The organism is Pseudomonas sp. NPDC087803 (assembly GCF_044742995.1).
Classification (GTDB): domain Bacteria; phylum Pseudomonadota; class Gammaproteobacteria; order Pseudomonadales; family Pseudomonadaceae; genus Aquipseudomonas.
The window spans coordinates 18,805-45,197 of record NZ_JBIUVO010000040.1 but is presented as its reverse complement, the minus strand read 5'-3'; the positions used below and the strand labels follow the sequence as shown (position 1 = coordinate 45,197).

Annotated in this window: 25 protein-coding genes and 1 tRNA gene; 13 read left to right on the top strand and 13 right to left on the bottom strand. The window is 61.8% G+C overall.

The features are described 5' to 3' along the window. Positions 1-14: 14 nt before the first annotated feature. The 7 genes from nusB to ACIOUG_RS18655 all read left to right on the top strand — a co-directional run bounded on the left by nusB (position 15) and on the right by ACIOUG_RS18655 (position 4,857). Positions 15-515 carry a transcription antitermination factor NusB gene (nusB, locus tag ACIOUG_RS18685; protein ID WP_401067571.1) on the top strand — a complete coding sequence of 167 codons (501 nt, stop codon included), beginning with the start codon at positions 15-17 and terminating at the stop codon, positions 513-515. Between the two features lie 17 nt (positions 516-532). Continuing rightward, complete coding sequence (gene thiL, locus ACIOUG_RS18680; RefSeq protein WP_401067568.1) at positions 533-1,498, top strand: thiamine-phosphate kinase; 966 nt, start codon at positions 533-535, stop codon at positions 1,496-1,498. Further along, positions 1,495-1,998, top strand: a complete 504-nt coding sequence (locus ACIOUG_RS18675; protein ID WP_003228639.1) for a phosphatidylglycerophosphatase A — start codon at positions 1,495-1,497, stop codon at positions 1,996-1,998. The genes thiL and ACIOUG_RS18675 overlap by 4 nt, the downstream gene beginning before the upstream one ends. 34 nt (positions 1,999-2,032) lie before the next feature. Next, positions 2,033-2,770, top strand: coding sequence for a substrate-binding periplasmic protein (locus ACIOUG_RS18670; protein WP_401067564.1), 738 nt, complete (start codon positions 2,033-2,035; stop codon positions 2,768-2,770). Positions 2,771-3,023: 253 nt separating this feature from the next. Next, positions 3,024-3,641, top strand: a complete 618-nt coding sequence (gene ribA / locus ACIOUG_RS18665) for a GTP cyclohydrolase II (RefSeq protein ID WP_003228637.1) — start codon at positions 3,024-3,026, stop codon at positions 3,639-3,641. Continuing rightward, positions 3,638-4,057, top strand: coding sequence for an MFS transporter (locus ACIOUG_RS18660; RefSeq protein WP_401067561.1), 420 nt, complete (start codon positions 3,638-3,640; stop codon positions 4,055-4,057). Before ribA ends, ACIOUG_RS18660 begins: the two co-directional genes overlap by 4 nt. Further along, the gene (locus ACIOUG_RS18655) at positions 4,057-4,857 is read left to right on the top strand and encodes a cobalamin-binding protein (RefSeq protein WP_401067559.1); all 801 of its coding nucleotides are present in this window, start codon (positions 4,057-4,059) and stop codon (positions 4,855-4,857) included. Before ACIOUG_RS18660 ends, ACIOUG_RS18655 begins: the two co-directional genes overlap by 1 nt. 111 nt (positions 4,858-4,968) lie before the next feature. Here ACIOUG_RS18655 and ACIOUG_RS18650 read toward each other — a convergent pair whose 3' ends face one another. The 4 genes from ACIOUG_RS18650 to ACIOUG_RS18635 form a co-directional block, all read right to left on the bottom strand. Beyond that, a complete protein-coding gene (locus ACIOUG_RS18650) occupies positions 4,969-6,852 on the bottom strand; it encodes a TonB-dependent receptor domain-containing protein (protein WP_401067557.1) in 1,884 nt (627 codons plus the stop codon). A gap of 139 nt (positions 6,853-6,991) precedes the next feature. Then, positions 6,992-8,731, bottom strand: a complete 1,740-nt coding sequence (gene dxs, locus ACIOUG_RS18645; RefSeq protein WP_401067554.1) for a 1-deoxy-D-xylulose-5-phosphate synthase — start codon at positions 8,729-8,731, stop codon at positions 6,992-6,994. Between the two features lie 91 nt (positions 8,732-8,822). After that, on the bottom strand, positions 8,823-9,710 hold the full coding sequence (gene ispA, locus ACIOUG_RS18640) for a (2E,6E)-farnesyl diphosphate synthase (RefSeq protein ID WP_401067551.1): 888 nt from the start codon (positions 9,708-9,710) through the stop codon (positions 8,823-8,825). Next, entirely contained in the window at positions 9,707-9,949 is a 243-nt protein-coding gene (locus ACIOUG_RS18635; RefSeq protein WP_003228627.1) for an exodeoxyribonuclease VII small subunit, read from the bottom strand. Before ACIOUG_RS18635 ends, ispA begins: the two co-directional genes overlap by 4 nt. Positions 9,950-10,440: 491 nt before the next feature. Here ACIOUG_RS18635 and ACIOUG_RS18630 point away from each other — a divergent pair, with 491 nt between their 5' ends. Next, positions 10,441-11,232, top strand: a complete 792-nt coding sequence (locus ACIOUG_RS18630; RefSeq protein ID WP_103521354.1) for a YfaP family protein — start codon at positions 10,441-10,443, stop codon at positions 11,230-11,232. A gap of 519 nt (positions 11,233-11,751) precedes the next feature. Here ACIOUG_RS18630 and ACIOUG_RS18625 read toward each other — a convergent pair. Next, positions 11,752-11,858: transfer RNA gene (locus tag ACIOUG_RS18625), tRNA-OTHER, on the bottom strand. Between ACIOUG_RS18625 and ACIOUG_RS18620 the strand changes: the two genes are divergently transcribed. The 5 genes from ACIOUG_RS18620 to ACIOUG_RS18600 are packed head-to-tail and all read left to right on the top strand — an operon-like array spanning position 11,829 to position 20,626. Then, the gene (locus ACIOUG_RS18620) at positions 11,829-12,983 is read left to right on the top strand and encodes a DUF2138 family protein (protein WP_401067548.1); all 1,155 of its coding nucleotides are present in this window, start codon (positions 11,829-11,831) and stop codon (positions 12,981-12,983) included. The genes ACIOUG_RS18625 and ACIOUG_RS18620 overlap by 30 nt on opposite strands. Next, complete coding sequence (locus ACIOUG_RS18615) at positions 12,968-13,618, top strand: DUF1175 domain-containing protein (protein WP_003228618.1); 651 nt, start codon at positions 12,968-12,970, stop codon at positions 13,616-13,618. Before ACIOUG_RS18620 ends, ACIOUG_RS18615 begins: the two co-directional genes overlap by 16 nt. Next, entirely contained in the window at positions 13,615-18,189 is a 4,575-nt protein-coding gene (locus ACIOUG_RS18610; RefSeq protein ID WP_401067545.1) for an alpha-2-macroglobulin family protein, read from the top strand. The genes ACIOUG_RS18615 and ACIOUG_RS18610 overlap by 4 nt, the downstream gene beginning before the upstream one ends. A 1-nt stretch (position 18,190) precedes the next feature. Next, the gene (locus ACIOUG_RS18605) at positions 18,191-19,810 is read left to right on the top strand and encodes a DUF2300 domain-containing protein (RefSeq protein WP_401067543.1); all 1,620 of its coding nucleotides are present in this window, start codon (positions 18,191-18,193) and stop codon (positions 19,808-19,810) included. Between the two features lie 3 nt (positions 19,811-19,813). Beyond that, a complete protein-coding gene (locus ACIOUG_RS18600) occupies positions 19,814-20,626 on the top strand; it encodes a DUF2135 domain-containing protein (protein WP_367085869.1) in 813 nt (270 codons plus the stop codon). A gap of 37 nt (positions 20,627-20,663) precedes the next feature. Here the strand turns inward: ACIOUG_RS18600 and ACIOUG_RS18595 are convergent, their stop codons facing one another. The 8 genes from ACIOUG_RS18595 to eutC all read right to left on the bottom strand — a co-directional run bounded on the left by ACIOUG_RS18595 (position 20,664) and on the right by eutC (position 26,392). Then, positions 20,664-20,960 carry a type II toxin-antitoxin system RelE/ParE family toxin gene (locus ACIOUG_RS18595; RefSeq protein WP_262141702.1) on the bottom strand — a complete coding sequence of 99 codons (297 nt, stop codon included), beginning with the start codon at positions 20,958-20,960 and terminating at the stop codon, positions 20,664-20,666. Then, on the bottom strand, positions 20,950-21,189 hold the full coding sequence (locus ACIOUG_RS18590; RefSeq protein ID WP_401067540.1) for a type II toxin-antitoxin system RelB/DinJ family antitoxin: 240 nt from the start codon (positions 21,187-21,189) through the stop codon (positions 20,950-20,952). Before ACIOUG_RS18590 ends, ACIOUG_RS18595 begins: the two co-directional genes overlap by 11 nt. Before the next feature lie 442 nt (positions 21,190-21,631). Then, a complete protein-coding gene (locus ACIOUG_RS18585; protein WP_401067537.1) occupies positions 21,632-22,378 on the bottom strand; it encodes a helix-turn-helix transcriptional regulator in 747 nt (248 codons plus the stop codon). 223 nt (positions 22,379-22,601) lie between these two features. After that, on the bottom strand, positions 22,602-23,129 hold the full coding sequence (gene ppa / locus ACIOUG_RS18580; protein ID WP_008052339.1) for an inorganic diphosphatase: 528 nt from the start codon (positions 23,127-23,129) through the stop codon (positions 22,602-22,604). 112 nt (positions 23,130-23,241) lie between these two features. After that, entirely contained in the window at positions 23,242-24,054 is an 813-nt protein-coding gene (locus ACIOUG_RS18575) for a zinc-dependent peptidase (protein WP_401067533.1), read from the bottom strand. Positions 24,055-24,058: 4 nt separating this feature from the next. Continuing rightward, a complete protein-coding gene (locus ACIOUG_RS18570) occupies positions 24,059-24,715 on the bottom strand; it encodes a DedA family protein (RefSeq protein WP_401067530.1) in 657 nt (218 codons plus the stop codon). Between the two features lie 275 nt (positions 24,716-24,990). Further along, complete coding sequence (locus ACIOUG_RS18565) at positions 24,991-25,452, bottom strand: N-acetyltransferase (protein WP_003228592.1); 462 nt, start codon at positions 25,450-25,452, stop codon at positions 24,991-24,993. 115 nt (positions 25,453-25,567) lie between these two features. Then, positions 25,568-26,392 (bottom strand): ethanolamine ammonia-lyase subunit EutC, encoded by an 825-nt coding sequence (gene eutC, locus ACIOUG_RS18560; protein ID WP_401067527.1) that lies wholly within the window; start codon positions 26,390-26,392, stop codon positions 25,568-25,570. Position 26,393: the final 1 nt, after the last annotated feature.

Here is a 26,393-nt window from a genome sequence, read left to right as displayed (position 1 = left end):
CAGTTGGAGGCCAAGTGATTAGCGACGATAGCGATCGTTTCAACCCGCGCGATCCGAAACCTGCGGATGCCGGCAAGCCATCGAAAAGCGTCAAGCGCCGCGAAGCCCGTCAGCTCGCGACCCAGGCTCTGTATCAGTGGCACATGGCCAAGGCTTCGCTGAACGAGATCGAAGCGCAGTTCCGCGTTGATAACGATTTCACCGATGTCGACGGCGCGTATTTCCGCGAAATCCTCCACGGGGTTCCGGCGAGCCGCAGCGAAATCGACACCGCGCTCAAGCCGTGCCTGGACATCGAAATCGAAGAGCTGGACCCGGTTGAACTGGCGGTTCTGCGCCTGTCCACCTGGGAACTGCTCAAACGCGTCGACGTGCCGTACCGCGTTGTGATCAACGAAGGTATCGAGCTGGCGAAAGTCTTCGGTTCGACCGACGGCCACAAGTTTGTCAACGGCGTACTCGACAAGCTGGCTCCGCGCCTGCGTGAAGCTGAAGTCAAGGCGTTCAAGCGCTGATACGCGCTTGAGACCTCATGGGCGAGTTTGAGCTGATCCGCAATTTCTTCGCCGCCGCGCCTTGTGCGCAGGGCGGCGAGGGCGTTGCGCTGGGGATCGGCGACGACTGCGCCTTGCTCGCGGTTCCTTCCGGGGAACAGTTGGCGATCTCCACCGATACGCTGGTGGCCGGCGTGCATTTCGCCGATCCCTGCGATCCGTTTCTGCTCGGTCAGCGCTCGCTGGCCGTCGCGGTCAGCGACCTGGCCGCCATGGGCGCCACGCCCGTTGCCTTTACCCTTGCCCTGACTGTGCCGACGGTGACCGACGATTGGCTGCAAGCCTATGCCCGTGGTTTGAACCGCATGGCGCAGAGCTGCGGCGTCGCGCTGGTCGGCGGCGATACCACCAGTGGGCCATTGAGCCTGACGGTCACCGTGTTCGGTCGCGTCCCGGCCGGGCAGGCCTTGACCCGTAGCGGCGCGCAACCGGGCGATCTGCTCTGTGTCGGCGGTGAACTGGGCAATGCCGCCGGGGCCTTGCCGCTGGTGCTTGGCCAGCGCGAAGCCGCAGCGGATATCGCCCAGCCGTTGCTCGATCATTACTGGTCGCCGCAGCCGCAACTCGCCCTCGGTCAGGCGTTGCGTGGCAAGGCCACTGCGGCCCTCGACATCTCCGACGGCCTGCTTGCCGACTGCGGGCATATCGCCCTGGCCTCGCAGGTTCGCCTCGAAGTTGAACGTGAGCGCGTACCGTTGTCCGATGCTTTAGTGGCGTTTCTCGGCCAGCGTGGTGCCGAGCGAGCAGCGTTGAGCGGCGGCGATGACTATGTGCTGGCGTTCACGCTACCGTCCGTCGAGTTGCCGGCGCTGCTGGCCGATGGTTGGCCGATCCATGTGATCGGGCGTGTGGCGCAGGGCCAGGGTGTGGTCCTGCTGGATCGCGAAGGACACGACATCACCCCGCAAATCCGGGGTTATCAACATTTTCAGGAGACACCGTGACAGATCACCCGAAACAGGTTCCGGCCGAATTCGTTCCGCCGTCGGTCTGGCGCAATCCCTGGCATTTCCTTGCGTTCGGCTTCGGCTCCGGCACCTTGCCGAAAGCGCCGGGCACGTGGGGTTCGTTAGTTGCGCTACCCTTTATCCCGTTGTGGCAGATGTTGCCCGACTGGGGTTACTGGCTGATGCTCGGGATCACCATGCTGTTCGGCTTCTGGCTGTGCGGCAAGGTCGCCGACGATCTGCGGGTACACGACCACGAAGGCATCGTCTGGGACGAAATGGTCGGGATGTGGATCACCCTGTGGCTGGTGCCGGAAGGCTGGTACTGGTTGCTCGCGGGGTTCCTGATGTTCCGCTTCTTCGACATTCTCAAGCCGTGGCCGATCCGCTGGATCGACCGGCATGTCCACGGCGGCGTCGGCATCATGCTCGACGACGTGCTGGCCGGCGTGTTTGCCTGGCTGGCGATGCAAGGACTGGTGTGGATTTTCGCCTGATCCGGATCGTCAGGGTTAAGTGAGGAAACTAGGGATGGCTCGACGCTGGCTGGCGCTTGTGTTTTTTACCTTGCTGGGCACGGTCGCCAGTGCGCAGGAAGCTGCGCCGACGCCTGCGGTCATCCATCTCGCCAGCGAAGATTGGGAAGACTACACCGCCGCTGACGGCCATGGCCTGGGCTGGGATGTGCTGCGCAAGGTCTTCGAGCCGGCCGGGGTGCAACTCGACATCCGCACCGAGCCTTACACGCGTTCCGTGGGCCTGGCCCAGCGCGGCGAAGTCGACGCCTGCGTCGGTTCGTATAAAAACGAGGCCAGCGACCTGCTCTATCCGCGCTGGAATTTCGACACCGACCACATCTACGCCCTGGGCCTGGCGAGCAATCCGGCGCCGACCCCGGACACCCTCGGCCAATATCGGCTGGCCTGGGTGCGCGGTTACGACTATCAGGATTATCTGCCCGGCGTGCACAACTTCAACGAGGTCATGCGGCGGACCGGGATCCTGTCGATGCTCACCCACAACCGCGCCGACTATTACATCGACGCGCAGACCGAGATTGATTACGTGGTCGGCCGCGCCAAGGACCCGACGCAGTTTCGCAAGACCCATATCGCCGAATTGCCGCTGTACCTGTGCTTCGCCGATACGCCGCAGGCGCGCACGCTGATGGCGCTGTTCGACAGGCGCATGGAGCAGTTGGTCAAGAACGGCGAGCTGAAGCCGATTTTCGAGCAGTGGAAGCAGCCGTATCCGTTTGATACGCCCTGATGCGAATCTTGTGCCCAACACTGTCCCCTTGTGGGAGCGGGCTTGCTCGCGAATGCGGTAGTTCAGCCAGCCTATTGCCGACTGACACGACGCCTTCGCGAGCAAGCCCGCTCCCACAGGGGGGCAAGCAAGCCGGGTGTTATCAAACTTTTTGATCGTTATGCCCGATAATTCAGCCTAAGCGTCTGCAGGAACCTGCTGTTACAATGCCGGCCTGCGAATCTTCAGACTTTTTTAGATCAGGAGCACACAGGTGCCTGTCGTTTTTGTCGCCGCTTGCAAGCTGCCAACGCCTTTTGCGCAATTCACCATGCACGGTTTTCTCGATGAAGCTACCGGCCGCGAGCACGTTGTGCTGAGCCTGGGTGAAATTGACGACGGTGCCCCGGTCCTTGGCCGGTTGCATTCCGAGTGCCTGACCGGTGACGCCCTGTTCAGCCAGCGCTGCGACTGCGGCTCGCAACTCGAAGCGGCGCTCAAGGCCATCGCCCGAGAAGGCCGTGGCGTGCTGTTGTACCTGCGTCAGGAAGGTCGCGGCATCGGTCTGCTGAACAAGATCCGCGCCTATGAATTGCAGGACGGCGGCGCCGACACCGTGGAAGCCAACGAGCGTCTGGGCTTTGCCGCCGATCAGCGTGACTACGCGATGTGCCTGCCGATGCTCGAGCATCTGGGCGTGAAGTCGCTGCGTCTGATGACCAACAACCCGCGCAAGGTCAAAGCCCTGACCGACATGGGCATCGTCGTCGCCGAGCGCGTGCCGCTGCACACCGGCCACAACCCGCACAACAAACTGTACCTGGCGACCAAGGCCAGCAAGCTCGACCACATGATGGGCAACGAGCATCAGGGCGAGGTCGACCGCGCGTGACCCGCGGTCAGGTGCGCCGCCGCCTGGCGGTCGACTGGTGGAAGTATCTGGCATTGGCGCTGGTACCGCTGTTTGTCCTCAATGGCCTGTTCGGCCAGGGGGAAGGCATTCTGCCGGTGTTGGCCATGCCGTTGTTCATCGCCGGCGTGGCCTCGATGTTTGTCAGCCTGAAGTTTTTCGGCCGCTACAAGCACGCGCTGATCGCTACGCAAAAAGCCCTCGATACCCCTGATGAACCCGCGGCCTGGATTACCTTGGCGGCCCGACGTCGCAGTGCGTTCCTCGCTGCCTCGCTTCCGGCGTGGATCGCTGCGCTGGCGGTGTTCGTCGGCCTCGAAGCCGTACCGCTGATGCTGCTGGCGCTGTCCACGGCCGTGCTGTTCTACCTCTACCGTATTCCGCGTCAACTCGGTTGATGCGCCGTCTGTGGCTGGCGCTTCTGCTGCTGGCCTGCGCCGGCCCGGTGCTGGCGGGGCTGCGAGTCGTCAGCCTCGCGCCTTCGCTGTCGGAAATCGTTGTTGAGCTGGACTCGGCCGATCTGCTGGTCGGCGTGCTCGATGCCGGCGAGCGTCCTGCCGCGCTCAAGGATGTCCCGTCAGTGGGCCGCTACGGTCAGTTGGACATGGAGCGTCTGCTCAGTTTGAAGCCCGATTTGTTGTTGCTGTGGCCCGGCAGTGTCGGCCCGGCGCAACGCGATCAACTCAAACGCCTGAGCATCCCGACCTACGTCGCCGAACCGCACAATCTCGAACAGCTTTCTGCACAGATCGAAGCCATTGCCGCGCAACTCGGCCGGCCTGAGCGTGGGGGGAAACTGGCGGCGGATCTGCGCCAGAAACTCGATGACCTGCGCCAACGCTATCGCCGGGACACGCCGCTGACCGTGTTCTATCAAGTCTGGGACAAGCCGCTGTACACCGTCGGTGGCGGGCAGATCATCAGCGATGCGCTAGAGGTGTGCGGCGCGCGTAATGTGTTTGCCGACTTAAGTCTGCCGGCGCCGCAGGTGAGTATCGAAGCGGTTTTGCAGCGTGATCCGCAGGTGATTCTGGCCGGGGATCAGGCCCAGCTGGATGCGTGGAAAGCCTGGCCGCAGGTAGCAGCAGTGAAGCAGGGGAAACTACTGTTGATTACCGATAAAGGCCTTGAGCGCCCAAGCGGCCAAATGATCGATGCCACCGCCAAACTCTGCCATTTGATTGCGCCTGACCGCTGAGACCGAGGTGAATTCTTCGCGAGCAAGCCCGCTCCCACATTTGGAATGCGTTCCCCCAGTGGGAGCGGGCTTGCTCGCGAAGAGGCCAGTCGAAGCAGCGCAAATTCTGGATCAGAGCTCCGGCGTCCAGGTCACCCCAAACACCCAGGCCCGACCTTCCTCGCGATAGCCGTACTGGCTGCCATCATAGCTGTACAGCGCGCGGCTATAGCTTTTGTCGAACAGGTTCTCGACCTTCATATCCAGTTTGATCTCACGATTCAGCGCCCAACTGCTGCGTAATCCGACGGTGCCATAGCCACCCAGCGGCTGGGTATTGTTCAGATCGTCATAGCTGCCGCTGACCAACTGCCAGCTCGCGCCGACGCCCAGTCGATCAAACTGTCGATCCAGATCCCAGCTGGCCGTACGCCGCGCACGACGGGCCAGGGTGTGCCCGGTGTCGCGATCACGCGGGTCGATAATCGCCACACCGAGATTGCTCTGCCAGCCGAACAATTCCTGTTTCAGGGCCGCTTCAAAGCCATTGATCCGCGCCGAGGCCACGTTTTCCGGGCGTGAATTGCTGCCGAAGATGATCGCGTCTTCCAGGTCCGTGCGGTAAATCGAAGCTTCGAGGCGGCTGGAATCGCTCAACTGGCTGCGCCATTGCAGCTCGTAGCTTTTCGAGGTTTCCGGCTTCAGGTTCGGGTTGCTGAAGTCCGGGTAGTACAGGTCGTTGAAGGTCGGCGCGCGGAAGCCTTCGCTGTAGCTCAGCAACAGATCGTTGTCCGGGTTCAGCGGCAGGGTAAAGGTGCCGCTCCAGGTGTTCTGGCTGCCGAACTGCTGGTTGTCGTCGTGGCGCAGGCCCAGTTCCGTGGAGAAGCTGTCGGCCTGATAACGATGCTGGATGAACGCGGCGCGGTTCCAGCGGCTGTCCTCGTTGAATGCGGTGCTGCTGTTGACCCGATCTTCGTACCAGTCGCCGCCGAGAATCAGGCTGTTGCGCGCATCCAGGGTCAGGTCGTTCTGCCAGTTCACCGAGTCGCGATAGGTGTTGAACACCGTGCGCTCGTCGCTGAGCTTGTCGAGGGTCTTCTCGCGGTTCTCGGTATGACCGAATTCGACGCGGGTTTTCCAGGTTTCGTTGACCCGCGCATCGACGTAGCTGCTGATACTGCTGACGTTGAAGTCGCTGTAGGGCTGCTGTTGCACCGACTCGAAGGTGGTCGTGTCGAAGCGGCCGAACGGGTTGTCGAACTCGCTTTTGCCGCGGTTATCCAGCAGGTTGGCGCCGACCTCGATGTCATCGGTCAGCGTATGACTGAGACTCAGGCTGACGGATTGATTGCGATAGGCATCGTGATCGCTGTCGCTGGGGTATGACTCGTGAGTACGGTCGAGGCCGGCGGTGTCATCGAGGCTGGCGCCAAGGTTGAAGCGGGTCTTCTCGTCGCCACCGGACAGGCCGAGGCTGCGTTCCCAGGTCTGGTTGCTGCCGAAGCCGACGTGCATCCGTGGTTGCAGGCCCTGCTCGTTGCCGCGCCGGGTGAAGATCTGGATCACCCCGCCAATCGCATCGCTGCCGTAAATCACCGAACGCGAACCGCGCAACACTTCCACGCGTTCGATCTGGTCGATGTTCAGGTGCTGCAGGTTGCTGTCGCCGGAGGTCGAGCTACCGATACGCTGGCCGTCGACCAATACCAGACTTTGTGCCGACTGCGTGCCACGAATGTAAATCCCCGGCAGACTGCCGCGCCCACCGGCCTGCGCCACCTGCACGCCCGGCACCCGTTGCAGCAGGTCGGTGACGCTGCTCGGTTGCAGGCGGTCGATGTCTTCGCGGGTGAACACGGTGTTGGCGGCGCTGCTGTCGTTGCGCGCTTCGACCTGACGGTTGGCGCTGATCAGCGTGTCCGGCAGTTTCAGGGCCTGATCACGTTCGAAGCTGTCGGCGAGGACATTGGCGGTGGGAAGCAGGAAGAAGGGCAGGGCGAGGCGCGAGAGGTTCATGGCAATCCATGGTTTATGCAAAACCCTGTAGGAGCTGCCGAAGGCTGCGATCTTTTGATTTTGCTTTGAAAGGTTTTGAAGCCACCGAAGATCAAGATCAAAAGATCGCAGCCTTCGGCAGCTCCTACAGAGGCCAGTGTTAGCGGTTGAGCAGTTCCAGACGCTCACGAATCGACGCTTCGATTCCCGCTTCGTCCAGCCCGCATTCGGCCAGCATCTGCGCAGGCTTCGCGTGCTCGACGTAGATGTCCGGCAAGCCCAGGTGCAGCATCGACTTGAGGATGTTCTCGCGCGCCAGGAATTCGCTGACTGCGCCACCGGCACCGCCCATGATCGCGTTCTCTTCGATCGTCACCAGCAGCTCGTGGCTGCCGGCGATCTTGCGGACCAGCGCTTCATCCAACGGTTTGACGAAGCGCATGTCGACCACGGTCGCATCCAGCTTCTCGGCGACTTTCAGGGCTTCGGTCAGTTGCACGCCGAACACCAGCAGGGCGACTTTGCTGCCCTGACGACGGACGATGCCCTTGCCGATCTCGATTGGCTCCAGATCCTTGTCGATGCTCGCGTTCGGGCCGGTGCCGCGCGGGTAACGCACCGCCGCCGGGCCGTTGTACAGGTGGCCGGTGGTGAGCATCTTGCGCAATTCGTTTTCATCGCTCGGGGTCATGATGACCATGCCCGGGATGCAGCGCAGGTACGACAGGTCGAAGCTGCCGGCGTGGGTCGGGCCGTCTTCGCCCACCAGACCGGCGCGGTCGATGGCGAACAGCACGTCGAGGTTTTGCACCGCGACGTCGTGCACCAACTGGTCGTAGCCGCGTTGCAGGAACGTCGAGTAGATCGCCACCACCGGTTTCGCGCCTTCGCAGGCCATGCCGGCGGCGAACGTCACCGCGTGCTGTTCGGCAATCGCCACGTCGAAGTAGCGCAGCGGGAAGCGTTCGCTGAACGCCACCAGGTCCGAGCCTTCCTTCATCGCCGGGGTGATCCCGACCAGACGCGGGTCAGCTGCGGCCATGTCGCACAGCCATTCGCCGAACACCGCCGAGTATTTCGGCCCGCCGGCCTTTTTCGGCGCAGCGGCCGGAGCGTCGACCGGTTCGAGCTTGGTGATCGCGTGGTAACCGATCGGGTCGACTTCTGCCGGGGCGAAGCCTTTGCCTTTTTTGGTGACGATATGCAGGAACTGCGGGCCTTTCAGATCGCGCATGTTGCGCAGGGTGGCGATCAGGGTCGGCAGGTCGTGGCCGTCGATCGGGCCGATGTAGTTCCAGCCCAGCTCTTCGAACAGGGTGCCGGGCACCAGCATGCCTTTGGCGTATTCTTCGGTGCGACGGGCGATTTCCCAGGCGCCGGGCAGGCGCGACAGGACTTTCTTGCTGCCCTCGCGCATGCTCGCGTAGGTGCGGCTGGACAGGATCTTCGCCAGATAATTCGACAGACCACCGACGTTGCGCGAGATCGACATGTCGTTGTCGTTGAGAATCACCAGCATGTTGGCGTTGACTTCCGGCGCGTGGTTCAGCGCCTCGAAGGCCATGCCGGCAGTCAGCGCGCCGTCACCGATCACCGCAATCGCCTTGCGATCGCTGTCTTGCAGGCGGGCGGCAATTGCCATGCCCAGCGCGGCGCTGATCGAGGTGCTGGAGTGGCCGACGCCAAAGGTGTCGTACTCGCTCTCGGCGCGACGCGGGAAGGCGGCGATGCCGTCCTTCTGGCGCAGGGTTTCCATGCGCTGGCGACGACCGGTGAGGATCTTGTGCGGATACGCCTGATGACCGACGTCCCACACCAGCCGGTCATCCGGGGTGTCGAAGACGTAATGCAACGCGGTGGTCGGGCGCTTGCGGGGAATCTCATGAAACGTCGTGGGCATCAGGCGAATCGTTATAGGTATAAAAGATGCGGCAGTTTACCTGATGCATCGCCCCCTGCCCACGCGTTGGTCTTTTTTGGCAGGTTGGCGTTCAGTTACGCCGCTCGACGATATACCGGGCCAGGTCGCGCAAAGGCTCGGCTGCCGCGTCAAACGGTCGCAGCGCGTGCAGCGCCTGATCGCGCAGTTCCAGGGCATAAATCTTGGCCGCGTCCAGCCCCAGCAGGGCCGGGTAGGTCGGTTTGTCGCGGGCGATGTCGGCGCCCTGGCGTTTGCCGAGGGTTTCGGTATCGCTTTCGACGTCGAGAATGTCGTCCTGCACCTGAAAGGCCAGACCGATGGCCTGTGCATAAGTCTGCAGGGCTTTGAGTTGATCCTGCTCGGCACGGCCGCTGGCCAGGGCGCCGAGTTTGACGCTGACTTCAATCAGCGCGCCGGTCTTGTGCCGGTGCATTTGCTCCAGCGCTTGCTGATCCAGCTTCAGGCCGACCGAACCGAGGTCGATGGCCTGACCGCCGACCATGCCCGCCGGGCCTGCTGCGTGTGCCAGTGCCGTGACCTGTTGCAGACGGATCTCAGCGTCGAGATTGCTCAGGCGCGGGTCGAGCAGGGCGCTGAACGCCAGGCTCTGCAAGCCGTCACCGGCGAGAATCGCGCAGGCTTCGTCGAATTTCTTGTGGGTGGTGGGCTGGCCGCGACGCAGATCGTCGTCGTCCATTGCCGGCAAATCGTCGTGCACCAGCGAATAGGCGTGGATCAGCTCCACCGCGCAAGCCGCGCCGTTGGCCTGCTCAGCCTTGCCGCCCAGTGCTTCGCACGCGGCGTAAGCCAGCAGCGGACGCACGCGTTTGCCGCCGATCATCACGCTGTAGTGCATGGCCTCGTACAGGCGCGACAGCTCCGGCAGCGGTGCCTTGAAGAGGATTTCCAGTGCCGCATTGACCCGCGCCTGACTGGTCGCCGAATACGCTGCAATCATTCTGGCTGTTCCGCGTCGAAGGGTTCCTCGGCGAGTTCGCCATCGCGCTCCAGCAGCACTTGCACCTTCTGCTCGGCCTGGGCCAGCGCTGCCTGGCAGTCACGGGTCAGACCGATGCCCTGCTCGAAAGCGGTCAGCGAGTCTTCCAGCGACAATTCACCGTTCTCCAGACGCTCGACCAGTGTTTGCAGGTCGGCGAGGGACTGTTCGAAATCCAGTGCAGCTTTTTTGCGGGCCATGGCGGCGATTTCCGGTTGACGTTAAACCGGCGCGACACTAGCAGATAGGGGGTTTATGGGCAAATGAGCCTCCCCGGACGACCCCATTTTACTGTGGCGAGGGGATTCATCCCCGATGGGCTGCGAAGCAGCCCCAATAAGCGACCGGGTCTGTCAGGAAAACCGCATTCACCGGTTTGCGACTGCTGCGCAGCCGATCGGGGATAAATCCCCTCCCCACAAATCTGTGTTGAATTCTGAAGTGAAGACGTTATTCGGCTCATTTTGTGAGCCGAATAACACCGCTATTCGGCTCACCGTCCACCAAGAGGGCATGAATTCCACCGCAAATCCAGATGTATCCGATTGTTAAAAAACTGCCGAATCGCTACTCTTCGCGCCTTCTACGACCCAGTAGTCACGGGGTCTTTCAGACGAAACGCAGTTTCCACCGCTGTGAAGTACCGAGGATCGGGTGCAAGGTTTCGTTCAGGCATGGCAGGAGGCACTACATGCGTTCATTTCTTTTGCTGCTGATCGGCTTGGCTGGCGCGCCTGCGCTGCTGGCGGCGCCGACTGCCGAGCTGTCGGAACCGTCCGGTGGCTGGCGTTATAACGGTCTGCTCGATCGCAGTGAAAACCCGCAAGTTGCTTATCCGACGCCGCCGATCGACCGGGGCATCCAGCGCAATCGCACGATGATCCAGGGCCAGCTCAAGGCCATCGGCAATCAGCGCGGGCCGCACACGCTGGCGGTCAACGGCAATCCACTGAATTTGTACACCGACGATGACGGGCGGTTCGCCCGGCCGTATGCGTTCGGCGCGGGTTCCAACAGTGTCGAAGTGCGCAGCGCTGAGGGGCAGTCGCTCAAGCGCGTGCAGTTTTATGAAGCGAACAACCTGCGCACCCCGGCGAAGATCCGTGTGGTGCTCGGCTGGGACGACCCCAAGGCCGAACTCGACCTGCACATCATTACCCCGGACGGCCAGCACGCGTTCTTCGCCCATACGGCGCTGACCAATGGCGGTGGTCTGGACCCGGACGGCGTCGATGGTCCCGGCCCGGAAATGTTCACCATGACCGCGCCGCTGCATGGCACCTATCTGGTTTACGTCAACTATTGGGGCAACTTCGGCGACGGCGGCTATAACTTCGAGGAGGCCAGCAATCAGAACGAGGTCATCACCTCGCAAATCACGCTGGTGCTCAACGAAAACACGGTCGACGAAAAACGTGAAACCTTCATCGTGCCTCTGCGGGCAATCGGTGATCTGCTGCTGGTCAAGACTTTCAACTATTAAGCATCCCGCACCACGGATGAACTTCGGGTTTTGTGAACATGAGTGATAACGCTGCTTCTCCGGCCGTCCCGACAGCTGCCGGCCAACCTTCCCGGCGCTGGCCGGCGCTGCTGATCGGCCTGGTCCTGGTGGGCGGGGTGGCCGGTGGGCTCGGCTGGCTGCTGCACAAGCCCAAGGTGCCGGCGGCGGCATTGGCCAGCGACAAGCTCGGTCTGAGCAGACCGGATGCGCTGCTGGAAACCCGCTCCCTGAGCCAGTTGCCCAAGGACCTGCTGACGGTGCCGTTCCTCAAGGCCACGCTCACCGAGGATTTCGTTTTCTATTACGAAACTCATGCCGACCGCCTGGGGCTGATCGGCAGCCTGCGCCGGATCATCTACGAACACGACCTGAAGCTGCAGGACAGCCTGATCGAGCAGCTTTTCGATCAACCGGCGGACGTCGCGCTGTGGCGTGGCGCCGACGGCCGGCTCAAGGATTTCCTGCTGGTGATGGACCGCGGTGGATTGGCGAAGCTTCTGGAGCCATTGGCGAAAGTCGCGCTGGATGATTCGCAGCTCAGCGTCTTCGGCAGCCTCAAGGTTGGCAGCGACGAAGTGCCGCTGTACCAGCTCAGCTACAACGCCAGCAAATCGCTGCTGTTCGCTTCGCGCGGCGACAAACTGGTGGTGCTGTCCAACCCGAACAAGTACTACGACCCGGCCAACGGCGAGTCCGAAGAGTCCGGGCACGTTTCGCCGCAAGCGCTGGCGGCCCTGCTCAATGGCGACAAACTGTTCCCCGAGGCCTTCGGTCTGCCGGCCAAGGCGCCGGAGATCAAACAGCGTCTGTCGGTCAACTCCAGCGTCCTTGCCATGGGCTATCAGCGCTTCATCCCGAACTTCGCCGGGCTGCGTTTCGACATGGACGACAAGGGCTGGCACAGCTACCTCGCCATGGATGAGCTGGATAATCAGCCGGACTTCGATTTCAAACCGGTTTGGCAAGCCATGCCGCTGGGCGCCAGTGCCTGCGTGACCTTGCCGGTGGCGGCCGAACCGCAGAAACCGCTGCTGGTGAAACTCGGCGCCGACGAAGCGGTGGCGCAGAAACTCACCGAGCACGTGGCCGGCGCGGCGGGCCTGTGCTGGTACGCCGACTCGCGGTTGTACACGCCGTTACTGGTCGCCAGCCTGAAAGATGAAGACAGCAGCAAGCTCGATGGCGACCTCGGCACGTTGTTCGGTTCGATGGTTGGCGCCTACGAGTCGAATGTCGACGAGCACGCGTTCCCGGTGGTCGAGAAGCAGGAAGGCCAGAGCCATGTGTGGCAGCGTCAGGTCAGCTCAAACTTCGGCCCGTACGCGGCGAAGACTGCCGAGAACCCGGACGCGATCAGCGGCAAGGCGTTCATGAAAGTCAGCCTCGCCCGTCACGGTTCGACGCTGCTGTTTTCCCTCGACGACAAACTGGTCGACAAGGCCCTCGGCACCCTCGACAAGCGCTTCCCGCCGATGGCCGACGTGCTGCCGAAAGATGTGCTGATGCCGATCTACTTCGGCCCGGATTCGATGGCGCAGCTGATGCAGCAGGAAACCCTCGACAGCCTGCCGCAGGACATGGAACCGGTGTTCTACAACGCCGCACAAACCTACCTGATGCCGAAACTGCGCACCCTCGGCGGCTACGGCAAATATGCTCTGACCCTGCCTGAAGGCAGTGAGCCTGACGGGCACTGGCAATGGCTGCCGCTGGAATGGAAAGCGCTGTGACGACACTGATCCGCAGCCTTGGCCTGCTCGCGCTGCTGCTCAGCGCCGGCGCCCGAGCCGTCGAAGCGCCGGCGCTGGATCCGGCGCAGTCCCAGGTGTTCCGCGCCTGGTTCGTGCGCATCGCTCAGGAGCAATTGAGCCAGGGTCCGAGCCCGCGCTGGTATCAGCAGGACTGCGCAGGCCTTGTGCGTTTCGCCGCCAACGAAGCGCTGAAAGTCCACGACGACAAATGGCTGCGCAGCAATGGCCTGTCCAATCGCTATCTGCCGCCGGAGCTGACGCTCAGCGACGAGCAGCGCAAGCTCGCCCAGCAATGGCAGCAGGGCGGCGGCAAGGTCGGGCCGTACGTCAACGCGATCAAACTGATTCAGTTCAACAGCCATCTGGTCAGCCGCGACGTGTCCCAGGCACGTCCCGGCGACCTGATGTTTTTCGATCAGGGCGACGACCAGCACCTGATGATCTGGATGGGCCGCTACATCGCCTATCACACCGGCACGACCACCCCCACTGACAACGGCATGCGTTCGGCAAGCCTGCAGCAACTCATGACATGGAAGGACACCCGATGGATACCCGACGCAGCCAACCCCAACTTCATCGGCGTCTATCGACTGAACTTTCTCTCCCAATGACCGGTGCCCGCATGCTGCGACTCTGCGCTCGAATTCCTCTGCTGCTGGCGCTGTTGCTGCCATTGGCGACCGTCAACGCCGAAGATTCGGTGGAGCCAAGCGGCTACACGCCGGTCTCCGGTGAAAGCTTCTTCCTGCTGGCCGACAGCAGTTTCGCCGCCGACGAACAGGCGATGGTCCGTCTCGAAGCACCCGGTCGCGACTACCGCCGCTTCCGCATGGAACCGTACGGCGGCGCCGACATCCGCGTGTACCGCATCGACAAACCGCTGGACTTCCTCAAGCGCCAGAAGAACCTGCATCGCGTGGTCAGCGACGGTCAGTTCAAGGGCGAAGGCCTGTCCAATACCCTCGCGTACCTGTGGGACAACTGGTACCGCAAATCGCGGCGGGTGATGCAGCGCGCGTTCTCCTACGAGTCGCGCAAGCAGGTCACCGAGGAAGTGCCGGAACTGAAGATGGGCACCGCCATCGCCGCGCCGACGCCGTACGACGCACAGCCGCAATTCGCGCTGATTCCGGGTCTGCCGGTGGTCAGCCAGTTCCGTTATCCACTGTGGCAGGCCCAACCGATCCAGCCGCCGGCCGGGGTTAATCTGGCCGGGTCTTCCAGCGAGTTCGTCAGTGTTGCACCGGGTAACGTGTACATCCCGTTGGGCAAGCTGAAACCGGGTCTGTACCTGGTCGAAGCGTTGATCGGCAAGTACCGCGCGACCACCATGGTCTTCGTCTCCAACACCGTCGCGGTGAGCAAGATTGCCGGTGATGAATTGCTGGTCTGGGCCGCACGCAAACACGAAGGCAGTTCGGTGCCGAAGGTCAATGTGCTGTGGACTGACGGGCTCGGCGTGATGAGCAGCGGCGCCACGGATGCCGATGGTTTGCTGCGTCTGAAACACATCAGCCCCGAGCGTTCGTTCGTGATTGGCGAAGACGAAGAGGGCGGGGTGTTCGTCTCCGAGAACTTCTATTACGACAGCGAAATCTACGACACCAAACTCTACGCGTTCACTGATCGACCGCTCTATCGCCCGGGGGATTGGGTGTCGCTGAAAATCGTCGGTCGCGAGTTCAAGAATGCGCGGGATTCGGTATTGCCGGGTGCGGCGGACGTCACGGTCAGCGTGCTCGACGCCACTGGCACCGAGCTGCAACACCTCGACCTGAAACTCGATTCCAAGGCCGGTACGCAAGGCCGCTTCCAGTTGCCGGATAACGCCGTGGCCGGTGGCTACGAAATCCGTTTCAACTACAAGGATCAGGCCTACAGCAGCGCCTTCCGCGTGGCTGAATACATCAAGCCGCACTTCGAGATTTCGCTGAACCTGGCCAAGCAGGATTACCGCACCGGCGAGCCGGTGAAGGGCAGTCTGGTGCTGCTCTATCCGGACGGCAAACCGGTGGCCAACGCCAAACTGACCTTGAGCCTGCGCGCGCAGCAACTGTCGATGGTCGACAACGAGCTGCAATACCTCGGGCAATTCCCGGTGGAACTGACCAGCACCGAACTGACCACCGACAGCAAGGGCAACGCGACCCTCGACCTGCCGGCCGCCGACAAACCGAGCCGCTACATGCTCACCGTGTTTGCCAGTGACGGCGCGGCGTATCGGGTCAAGACCACCAAGGAAATCCTCATCGACCGTGGCGCCGCAAGTTTCCGCTTGAGCGCGCCGCAACGCTTCAGCGCGGTCAACGACAAGGTCGCGTTCAGCTACGCCAATGAGGGCGGCAGCGAGCAGAGCAAAGCCGTGACCCCAAGCAGCTACAGCTGGGTGCGCCTGGAAGACCAGAGCACCGCTGAAGGCAAGCTTGCGGCGACGGACAAGGGCTTCAGCATTGCTTTCGAACGTCCGGGTACTTACAACCTGACGCTGAAAGATCAACACGGTCGCGTCCTCGGCGCCACCGGCCATTCGGTCACTGGTGACGGCGTCAAAGCGGTGCCGGGCACTGTGGAAATCGTCCTCGACAAGCCCGAGTACAAGGCTGGCGATGAAGCGCTGGCGCTGATCACGTTCCCGGAGCCGGTCAGCGATGCCCTGCTGTCGCTGGAGCGCGACAAGGTCGAAGCCACCGCGCTGCTGGTCAAGGGCGGCGACTGGCTGAAGCTGGAAAAGCTCAGCGACACCCAATACCGCGCGCGCATCCCGGTAAAGGACAACTTCGCGCCGAACCTGACCTTCTCGGTGCTCTACACCAAGGGCGGGCAGTACAGCTTCCAGAACGCCGGGATCAAGGTGATCGCACCGCAAATCGACGTGGCCATCAGCACCGACAAAGCGGTCTATCAACCGGGCGATACCGTTACCGTTGACCTGACCACGCAGTTCGCCGGCAAAGCGGTACCGGCGCACCTGACCGTCAGTGTCGTCGATGAAATGGTCTATGCGCTGCAACCGGAAGTTGCGCCGACCATCGACCAGTTCTTCTACCACCCACGGCGCAATAACGTGCGCACCAGCGCCAGTCTGTCGTTCATCAGTTACGACGTGGCGTTGCCGGGCAGCCCTGGCGCGCCGGGCAAGGCCAACCGCAGCGAGCGTGGGGTGAAAGTGCTGGAGCGTCCGCGTCGCGAAGACGTCGACACTGCCGCGTGGCAGCCGGAATTGCTTACAGGTGCCGACGGCAAAACCCGTTTTACCTTCAAGATGCCGGACTCGCTGACTCGCTGGCGTATCACCGCCCGGGCCATCGCCGATGACGGTCAGGTCGGGCAAAAGAAGCAGTTCGTCCGTTCGGAAAAACCGCTGTATCTGAAATGGAGCGGGCCGAGCAAATTCCGCAAGGGCGATCAGCCGCAACTCGGTGTGTTCGCCTTCAGCCAGGCGGAAAAACCGGTCAAGGCTGAGCTGGTCACCCATTACGCTGGCGCCGAACAACGCCTGCCGGTGACCCTGAATAACGGCATCAACTACGTGCCGCTTCCAGCGTTTGCGCTGGCGACCGGTGAGTGGACTGCCGAGCTGGTGCAGGATGGCAAAACCGCGGACTCGCTGGCCGTGCGCCTGAGCGCGACCGGTGACGGCTGGCAAGTCACGCAAACCCAGAGCCTCGACGTGGCCAGCGGCGATACTCCGTTGAGCCTGCCGGCGGACGCCACTGACATTCGCCTGCGTCTGGATGACAGTCCGCAAGCGCTGTTCCGTTCCGCGCTGGATGATCTGCTGAGCTACCCCTACGGCGGCGTCGAGCAGACCGCCAGCCGTTTGCTGCCGCTGAGCATCGCCTATCCGTCGCTGGCGTCGAGCCCGCAGATCCGTGATCGCCTGCGCCTGATCATGCAGAACAGCCGTCTGCGTCTGGTGCAAATGGCCGGGCCGTCGGCGAGTTTCACCTGGTGGGGCTTCGACGGTGAGCCGGACGCGTTCCTCACCGCTTACGCCTACTACGCCGACTGGAACGCCAGCCAAGTGCTGGAACTGACCTTGCCGCCGGAGCACTGGCAGCGCGTGCTGGAGGTTTACGCCAAGCAAGCGCCGAACACGCCGTTGCTGCAACGGGCGCTGATCCTGTCGTTCGCCAAGCAGATGCATCTGCCGGTGAACACCTTGCTTAGCGGTTTGATGGACGATCTGGCCAAGGCCGGTGAGGGCAATGCCGAAACCCTGATGGACGACGGCGAAGACAGCCTGGTGATGAGCGACCCGGATTCGGCGCTCGGTCTGGCGGCGGCGCGGGTAATGACCGCGGCGCTGGCCACGCAGTCGAAAGTCGCGTTGCCGGAGGCGCTCAATCGTCAGCTTGGCGCTGCGCAACAGCGTCTGGCGGTCAGTTCGCAGCCGTTTGCCGAAGCGCTGAACCTGTCGCTGCAAGCGTTCGATCAGACCCGCGCGACGGCGTTGCTGCAACGCCTGTTGCCGCAGCAATCGACCCTCGAACGTGCGCTGGCGTTGAGCTGGTTGCAGCGCAGCATCGCTCAGGCCTCGCCGACCATCGCGCTGGTGCCGGGGGAAGGCTGGAAGAAAAACTACGGCGCGACCGGCGAGATGTTCTGGACCTGGCAGGGGGCGACGCCGGTGCCGAGCGTGTTGTCGGTGTCCGGCACTCAGGAGCGCCCGCTGCGGGCGGCACTGAGCTTCCAGACCCAGCAACCGGCCGTCGATCCAATGGCCGTGACCATCACCCGGCGCCTGTCGCGACTGGTGCCGGGCGACGAAGCGTTCACCTTCAAACTGGAGCCGGTCGGCAGCAAACCGCTGTCCAGCGACAGCCTGTACCTGGACGAAGTGATCCTCACCAGCAAAGCGCCGAAACCGCTGCGCTACGGGATGCTCGAAGTGCCGCTGCCGCCGGGCGCCGACGTCGAGCGCACCACTTGGGGCATCAAATTGCAGGGCAAGGACGGCACCGAACCGACCGCGCTGGAGAAAGCACGCTTCGAGCCGGGACAACTGGCGTACGCGGTGCCGGTGGATGCGCTGAGCGGCGAATTGCGTCTGCGCCATCTGGTGCGTTTCTCGCAGAAGGGTCAGTTCAATCTGCCGCCGGTGCGTTTCACTCAGGTCTACGCCCCGCAGCATCAGGCCCAGGAAGCGAAAGCCGCCCTCGGGCAGGTTACGGTCAACTGACATGAACCGGCCGCTGCTGTGGCTGCTGATGTGTCTGATGCCTGCGCTGGTGATGGCGCAGGATGAGCCGTTGCGGCTGGCGTACAAGGGCGAGTTGCTGTCGTTGAATCACTCGCAGCTGATCGCTCGCGAGCCCTTGCCGCCGACGCTGGATACGCCGCTGGGCAGTCTTTGGAAGTTATTCGTCTACGCGTGGCTGGTGGATACCGGTGCCCGCGAGCCGGCGTATGAATGTCGCGGGCAGTCCAAGGAAGAGGTTTATTGCTGCTCGGCGGGCGGCAAGATCGAACGCGATCAGGCGTTGGTCAAATCCTGCGGCTTGTACTTCGAGCCGGCGCGGCTGGGCATAACTGCTGCCGATTGGCGCACGTATTGGCAGGCGCGGCAGGCACCGGTGTGGTTGCAGGATTTGCCCACCGTGCAACCGGCTACCCGGGTTTCCGTGGCTGACTTGCTGAAGGTGTTGTCTTTGCTGCCGGCGCAGGAGCAGATGCGCCGCGTGTTGCTCGACGTCGTACTGAATGCGGCGGACGGCAATGTGGTCGGTGAGCTGGGTGGTCGCCTGCGGGTGAAAACCTGGAGCTGGCTCGGCGACCAGGATCCGCAGTCGCGGCAGGGTGGTTTCGCCGGTTGGACGGCGGACGGCTCGCCGATCTGGGCCGGTGGGCGTGGCACCAGTCAGATGGTTTTGCGCCATTACGGGCAGGCGTTGGCGACGGTGTTGCCAGCGTCATGGCCGGCCGAGGCGGGGCGTTGTGTCGAGGTCGGACTGTTCTCGCGGTATCCGGTATTGCGAGTCATGTCGGGTGAGCGCGTTGCTGGCTCCGGGCCTTTGCTGGGCGACTACCGCGTGGAGTTCGCCAACGGCAATGCGCTGGATATCCACAGCGCCGGCGAACTGTTTCTACTCAACGACAAACTGGTCGCCAGACTTGATCGCGAAGAATACGTCGCCCGCGTCCTTGAGCGCGAAGCCAAACCTGAACCGGCCGAAGCCGCCAAAGCCTTGGCCGTGGCGATCCGCACTTATCTGCTGCAAAACGCCATGCGCAACGGCGATTGCCTGAGCATCGACGACAGCAGCAACCGTCAGCGCGTCGCTCCGCGTCCAGCCTCCGCCGAGTCGCGCAACATTGCGGCGTGGACCGCGGATCTGGTGCTGGCCGGCAGCACCGTCACCTATCATTCCGAGCAACCCGGGCCGGACAAACTCGCTTGGCAACAAGCCGTCGAACAAGCCAATGCCGGCCAGCGCTATGACGCGATCCTGCTGCACGCCTACCCGCGCGCCAGCCTCAGTCGCTGGGACAACCCGGTCGCCTCCTGCGAAGCACTGCCCGCCGCGCAAGACTGGCTGCAAAAGCAGCGTCGCGGCTGGCGTCCGATGCTGGAAAGCGAAACCGGCTACAACGAAGTCAGCACCTTCGCCGTGTGCAAACTGGCTTTCGGTCGCCCCTTTGTCGATCGCGAACGCCAACGTATTTACGTGCGTGGCGTGCTGACGCTGCAGGACCGCCTCGACCTGACTCACGAATACCTGCACCTGGCCTTTGAAGCACATCCCAATGGCCAGGATGAAACCTACATCGAAGGGCTCGCCCGTCACCTCTTGCTGGAATAGACCATGACACTCCGTTATCCACAGGTCTTGCTGTTGCTCTGCGCGTTCCATGCATTGCCGATGGCAATGGCCGCCGACAGCGTCAAACTCGACACCCCGGTCGGCGGCTGGCGCACCGGCGCGCCCGAGGGCGAAGGCGAGAACTTCCGCCAGACCGTCAACTACCCGGCCTCCTCGGTCAATACCCCGGTCGGCCAAGCCAACACCGCACGCATCAGCGGTGAAATCAAAGCCACACCGAAAAGCAAGGAGCCCGGCCGACTGATCGTCAACGGCGTCAGCATGCCGCTGAAAATCGACGACAGCGGCCGCTTCGATCGGCCGTTCTCCTTCCCCAACGGCAGCAACAGCGTCGAAGTGCGCAGCCCCGACGGCCAACAACGCCACCGCACCCAGTTCCTCAACGCCAGCGGCGGCGCGACCCCGGCGAAACTGCGCGTGCTGCTGTCGTGGGACAGCGACGGCACCGACCTCGACCTGCACCTGATCACCCCCGACGGCGCGCACATCTGGTACGGCGATCGCGTCGCACCCAACGGCGCCGCGCTCGACGTCGACGTCACTACCGGCTACGGCCCGGAAATCTTCGCCATGCCAGCGCCGATCAAGGGCCAGTATCTGGTGTACGTGAATTATTTTGGTGGCGGCTATCGCGGGGATGATGAAGGCGGGGAAGAGGCGGTGCAGCCGCTGACGACGGCGCAGGTGACGGTGATTACCGAGGAAGGTACACCGAGCGAGAAGATGGAGACGTTTGTGGTGCCGATGCGGGCGGTGGGGGAGTTGACGTTGGTGAAGTCGTTCAGTTATCCGTGAGGATTGGGCAGCAGGTTGCTGCCCATTTCAAAGAAGCTCAGGGCTGGGGCGACAGCCGATCTTGTGCGACCTCGTAAGCAGCCTCTCGCTCACGCTTACCTATAGCGACTACAAACACCACGATCTCCTGATCAAGCACCTGGTAGATCAAGCGATATCCAGCGCTTTTCAGCTTCACTTTGTAGCAATCCGGCAGTTCGCGAAGTCGATTGGCTTCTACTCGAGGATTCTCTAACACCTCAGAGAGCTTCTTTTTGAACTGCTGGCGAATCGTATCGCCCAGTTTGTTCCACTCTTTTAATGCACGACGATCGAATTCAAGGCTATAGGTCATCCAGACTTACCTTGACACGTTGAGGTGAGGCGAGACGTTCGCTGACTACGGCAATGAGCGCTTCATCTTCTTCGCTGATCAGTGCGGTCTTGAACGGCAGTTTGCCCCACTCAGCAACGTATTGAAGTGTTTGGCGCAGAAGCTCCGAAGGTGTGATGCCGAGTTTCTCCAGTTCGGCAAAGGAGCGCTGTTTCAGCTCATCATCAATGCGGATGTTGATAGAGGCCATGATGCGATACCTGTAATGACGTTTGTCGTTACGGTAGCAAGGGGCACCGAACCAGGCAAATGGGATTTCAGGTTTCAGACGGTAGGCTTGGCTTTCTTTCAGGCATTAAAAAGCCGGCTTGTGGCCGGCTTCTCGGGGACTGGCTTGGTTTATTTTTGGTAAACCGCGCCAGCCTTCAAAACGTACACCCGGATCTGCGTCCGGCTGTGGGACTTGGTCAGACGTTGGTCTGCCGCGTCAGGCGTCATCTGAGCCGCGGGAGCGGGGCGATGCGCAAATGTGGGGCGCAGGATACTGAGTTTTGGTGGGGATTCCCAGTCTCAACTGCGGAATAGAGCCGTTGCGGTGGTCGATATTTGTAATTTGTACTGATTTTCAGGGCCTCTTCGCGAGCAGGCTCGCTCCCACAGGATTTGGTGCAGCGTTGAAGATCTGTATCCGATCAGAGAAACGGCACCACCGGCCGGCGTTTGCCCAGGGTCGACCACCAGAATACCCAGCCGAGAATATGGATCCGCTGCTCGTCAATCTGTGCGGCGCGGAAGATTTCGTCGGGGTACTCGGCGCTGTTGTGGCTGCGCAGGCGCAGGGCGTTGCCGGGCATGCGGTGCAGGTATTTGATGCGCAGCATGCCATCGTGTTCGATGGCGTAGATTTCACCGTCGACCACCTGGGTCAGGCCGCGGTCGATGCCGACGATGGAACCGTCTTCGATGCGCTCGGCCATGCTGTTGCCGATCATGTGCGCGCAGATGGCGTCGGTGGGGCGGATTTCCAGTTGTTCGAGGTGCGCGCGGGGCAGGCGGATGGTTTGCTCGGGGTCGAGGATGACGTGGGTCTTGTCGGCGCCAGTGGTGAGCGGCGTTTCCTTGAAAAACGGCAGTTCGATGTCGTTGGGGGCGATGACGGAGTAGACGCCGTTGACCGACTGGGCGTCAAAGGTGTCGCCATTGCTGGCAGGCGGATGCAGGCGCGGCGACTCTTTGCTGCCTTCGCCGGTTTTCAGCCAGTCGCTGTTGACCGACAACAGGCGTGAGACTTCCTCCATGCGATACGCCGGGACGCCCCGGGTGTACCAGTTATGAATATTTTGGGCTTCCGTGCCCCAGAACTTTGCGAATCCCGTGGTGGTGATGTTCGCTGCTTCCAGGAGTGCCTTGAATCTTGGACCGCTAGTGTTCTTTCTCATAAACACGGAGTCTACGGCCGTGCTAGAGCGGTTTGAATAAACTGGGCGTTCAAAAGACAGCTGTATTTTGCGACTGGATGTAAGACGTGCTTGTGGGAAATTACACGTCTTAAAACTTTTCTGTAGTCCGTCATAAACAGGTTGTTTAAGGCGGCTTTACCCAGGCAAAAAAAACCCCGGATCAACCGGGGTTTTCTTCAAGCGTCATGCAGCAAGCAAGTGCTTAGCCCTTGTAGGCAGCAACCGACTTGGTGATCGCGTCGCGAGCGGCGTCAGCGCCAGCCCAGCCTTCGATCTTGACCCATTTGCCTTTTTCGAGATCTTTGTAGTTCGCGAAGAAGTGCTCGATCTGCTGGATCAGCAGCGGTGGCAGGTCGGTGTATTCCTTCACATCGACGTACAGCTGGGACAGCTTGTCGTGTGGGACTGCGATGACTTTAGCATCGCCACCGCCGTCGTCGGTCATGTTCAGGATGCCGACCGGACGCGCGCGAATCACCGAGCCTGGAGCAACCGGGTAAGGGGTCACGACCAGCACGTCGAGGGGATCACCGTCGTCAGCCAGGGTGTTCGGGATGTAACCGTAGTTGGCCGGGTAGAACATTGGGGTGGCCATGAAACGGTCAACGAACAGGCAATCGCTGTCTTTGTCGATTTCGTATTTGATCGGCGCGTGGTTGGCCGGGATCTCGATCGCGACGTAGATGTCGTTCGGCAGGTCTTTGCCAGCCGGAATCTTGCTGTAGCTCATTGGGCGTTGCCCCCGTAGTTGACCAAAAACACTTGGCCGGATTGACCAAAAAGTGGCGGCGATTATAGGCATATTCCTACGCCGACGCCACGTACCAGAAGTCGTGCAGCGCTTAGTCGTGCGCCTGATAGACCGGGTCTGTGGCCTGAAGTTGCCGCAGTCGGCTCAACGGATCCTGCCGATAGAAAAGCTGCAGTTGCAAGTAGACCTGTGGATAAGCCTCGTGCAGCAGATCCGGGGCGCTGAAGAAGTATTCGCTGGTGACCGCAAAGAATTCCGCCGGGTTTTCCGCTGCGTAGGGGTCGATGGCGGTTTCGGCGTCGGGGTTGCGGTCGAGCTGGCGGTTGAGGTCGTCGTAGGCGTGTTGCATGACCTCGGCCCAATCGCTGACGCGCATGTCGGCATGCAGCGGTGGCAGGCCGTTGGCGTCGCCGTTGAGCATGTCGAGTTTGTGCGCCAGTTCGTGGATCACCAGGTTGTAGCCTTCCCAGCCACCACTGGCCATCACGCCCGGCCAGGCGAGGATGATCGGCCCCTGTTGCCAGGCTTCGCCGCTGTGCTCGCCGTCCCATTCGTGCTCGACACCGCTGGCATCGCGATGCCGTTGCGGGCTGAGGAAGTCGTCAGGGTAGAGGACGATTTCGTGGAAGCCCTGATACCAGTTCAAGTCGCCCAGATTGAGCAACGGCAACTGGGCCTGGGCGGCGAGCAGCAGGCGTTGTTCCTGATGCAGTTCGACCCCGGGCAGGGCGGTCAGGTGTTTTTCTTCAAGGAACAGGACGCTGGCTTCACGCAGCCACTGATCTTCAGCGGCGCTGATGCCGTCGAGAAAGCTCAGGTGATGGCGCACCCGTTGCCACAGGTCGTCGGCAATCGGGTGTCTGGCCAGAATGCGCCGGCGACGCCAGGCGCTCAGTGACCACATCGGCTCAGCGGGTTTCGGCTTTGGAGCTGGAACCGCCGAAACGGCTGCGCACCACACCGATGATCATCGGAATCAGCGACAGCAGGATGATGCCTACCACCAGCAGCGACAGGTTCTTCTTGATGAACGGCACATTGCCGAAGAAGTAACCCAAGGTCACCAGGCCGCCTACCCAGAGGATGGTGCCGAACACGCTGAACGCGAAAAAGCGCGGGTAGGGCATTTTCCCGACGCCAGCGACGAACGGGGCAAACGTACGGATGATTGGCAGGAAGCGCGCCAAGGTCACGGTTTTGCCGCCGTGCTTGTCGTAGAAATCGTGGGTTTTTTGCAGGTAGTCGCGGCGGAAGATTTTCGAATTCGGATTGCTGAACAGCTTTTCGCCGGCCGTTCGGCCAATCACATAGTTGGTGCTGTCGCCGAGGATCGCCGCCAGCATCAGCAGACCGCCCAACAGCACCGGGTCCATGCCACCGCCTGCTGCCACGGCACCGGCGATGAACAACAGCGAATCACCCGGCAGGAACGGCATCACCACCAGACCGGTTTCGCAGAAGATGACAGCGAACAGAATCGCGTAGATCCACGGCCCGTAGTTAGTCACCAGCAAATCGAGGTAGACGTCGAGATGCAGGATAAGGTCGAGCGGGTTGAAATCCATGGGGGCACCTGTGGTGATGGCCTGACTCGGCAAGCCTGTGCGGATGATTCGGGTGTAAGCCTACAGCGGGGTGTAGTTTTTCTTACAAGCCGGAAAGCTCGGGATTATACGGTCTGAGAGGTGAAAAGCGCGTTGCTTTTGTAGCGAGGGATGTCGGGGCGTGATGAATTGTCAGGAATAACAGGAGGGGCTAAAAAGATCGCAGCCTTCGGCAGCTCCTACCTTTGGAATGCGTTACCCCTGTAGGAGCTGCCGCAGGCTGCGATCTTTTGATTTCAGAGCTCGTCGCTGATCGGCAGCACGTAGTTCTTGAACTCGGTGTCTTCCTTGAAGCCGATCGACTCGTAAGTCTTCTGCGCCACTTCGTTGTTGCTGCTGGTGGAAACGCGCATGCGCACGGCCTGGGTTTCCTTGGCCATTTTCTTTGCGGTACGGATCAGGTTATCGGCCACCAACTGGCGGCGGGCGTCTTCGGCGACATAGATGTCGTTGAGGATCCACACACGCTTGAGCGACAGCGAGGAAAAGCTTGGATACAGCTGGCAAAAACCCATCAGCTTCTTGTCGTCATCATCGGCCAGGGCCAGGTAGATCACCGATTCCTTGCGGCGCAGGCGTTTTTCAAGAAACGCGCGGGAGGAATCCGGGTAAGGCAGTGAACCGTAGAACTCGCGATATTTGACGAACAACGGAGTCAGCAAATCCAGATGTTCGAGGGTCGCTTGAATAATCCGCATGATAGGTCTCGTCTTCAAGTGGCTGTCTTCAACTGCTCTGACGGCGATGGGAAACCCTGGCGGCCGTGCGTCGATCCTGCCTGAAAGCAGCGCAGAAACGCAATGCGGAAACGGTTCAGGTTGTGGGCGGCCCGAGTAGGAAGTTTCCCTTCATGTCCGCACCCGCTTCCGACTCCAGCGTCTGAACCTGTGCTTCGTCCTTCAGATTGACCCCCGACAGCTGGCGCCGGCAGGCTTCGCGCATCAGATACAGCAAGCGATGCGCCGCCATGCCGTAGCTCAAGCCTTCAAGCCGCACGTTGGAGATGCAATTGCGGAAGGCATCGGTCAGCCCGATCTTAGGATTGTAGGTGAAATATAACCCCAGGCTGTCGGGCGAGCTGAGGCCCGGGCGCTCGCCGATCAGCATCACCAGCATTTTCGCGCCGAGCAGTTGACCGATCTCGTCACCCACGGCAACGCGGCCCTGTTCCACCAACACCACCGGGGCAACCGACCAAGCGTCGGCGACCATTTGTTCCTCCAGACGGCCAATAAACGGCAGGGTATGCCGATGCACCGCCAGCGCCGACAGACCGTCCGCCACCACAATCGCCAGATCGACGCCGCCGGGGTGCGCCGCAGCGTAATCACGAAGGGCCTGCGCCGAGGCGTCGCTGAGCTTGCGCCCCAGATCCGGCCGTTGCAGGTAGCTGTTGCGATCGGTCGCCGCGCTGTGCAGCAACAAGCTGTCGCGCCCGCGTTCACTCAGCTGCGCGCTGAGCCCGGCATGATCGAACGGCAGATGCACCGCATCCCTTGCTTGAGCATGGGCGAACTGGAAGTCCAACTGAGCGCGGGTTGGCAGGCTGGTGCCAGTGCGGCCCAGAGCGATGCGCGCCGGGGTCAGGCGGCGCAGCTCCAGCCATGGGTTTTGCGGGTCGACAGGCGGTTTTTGCATA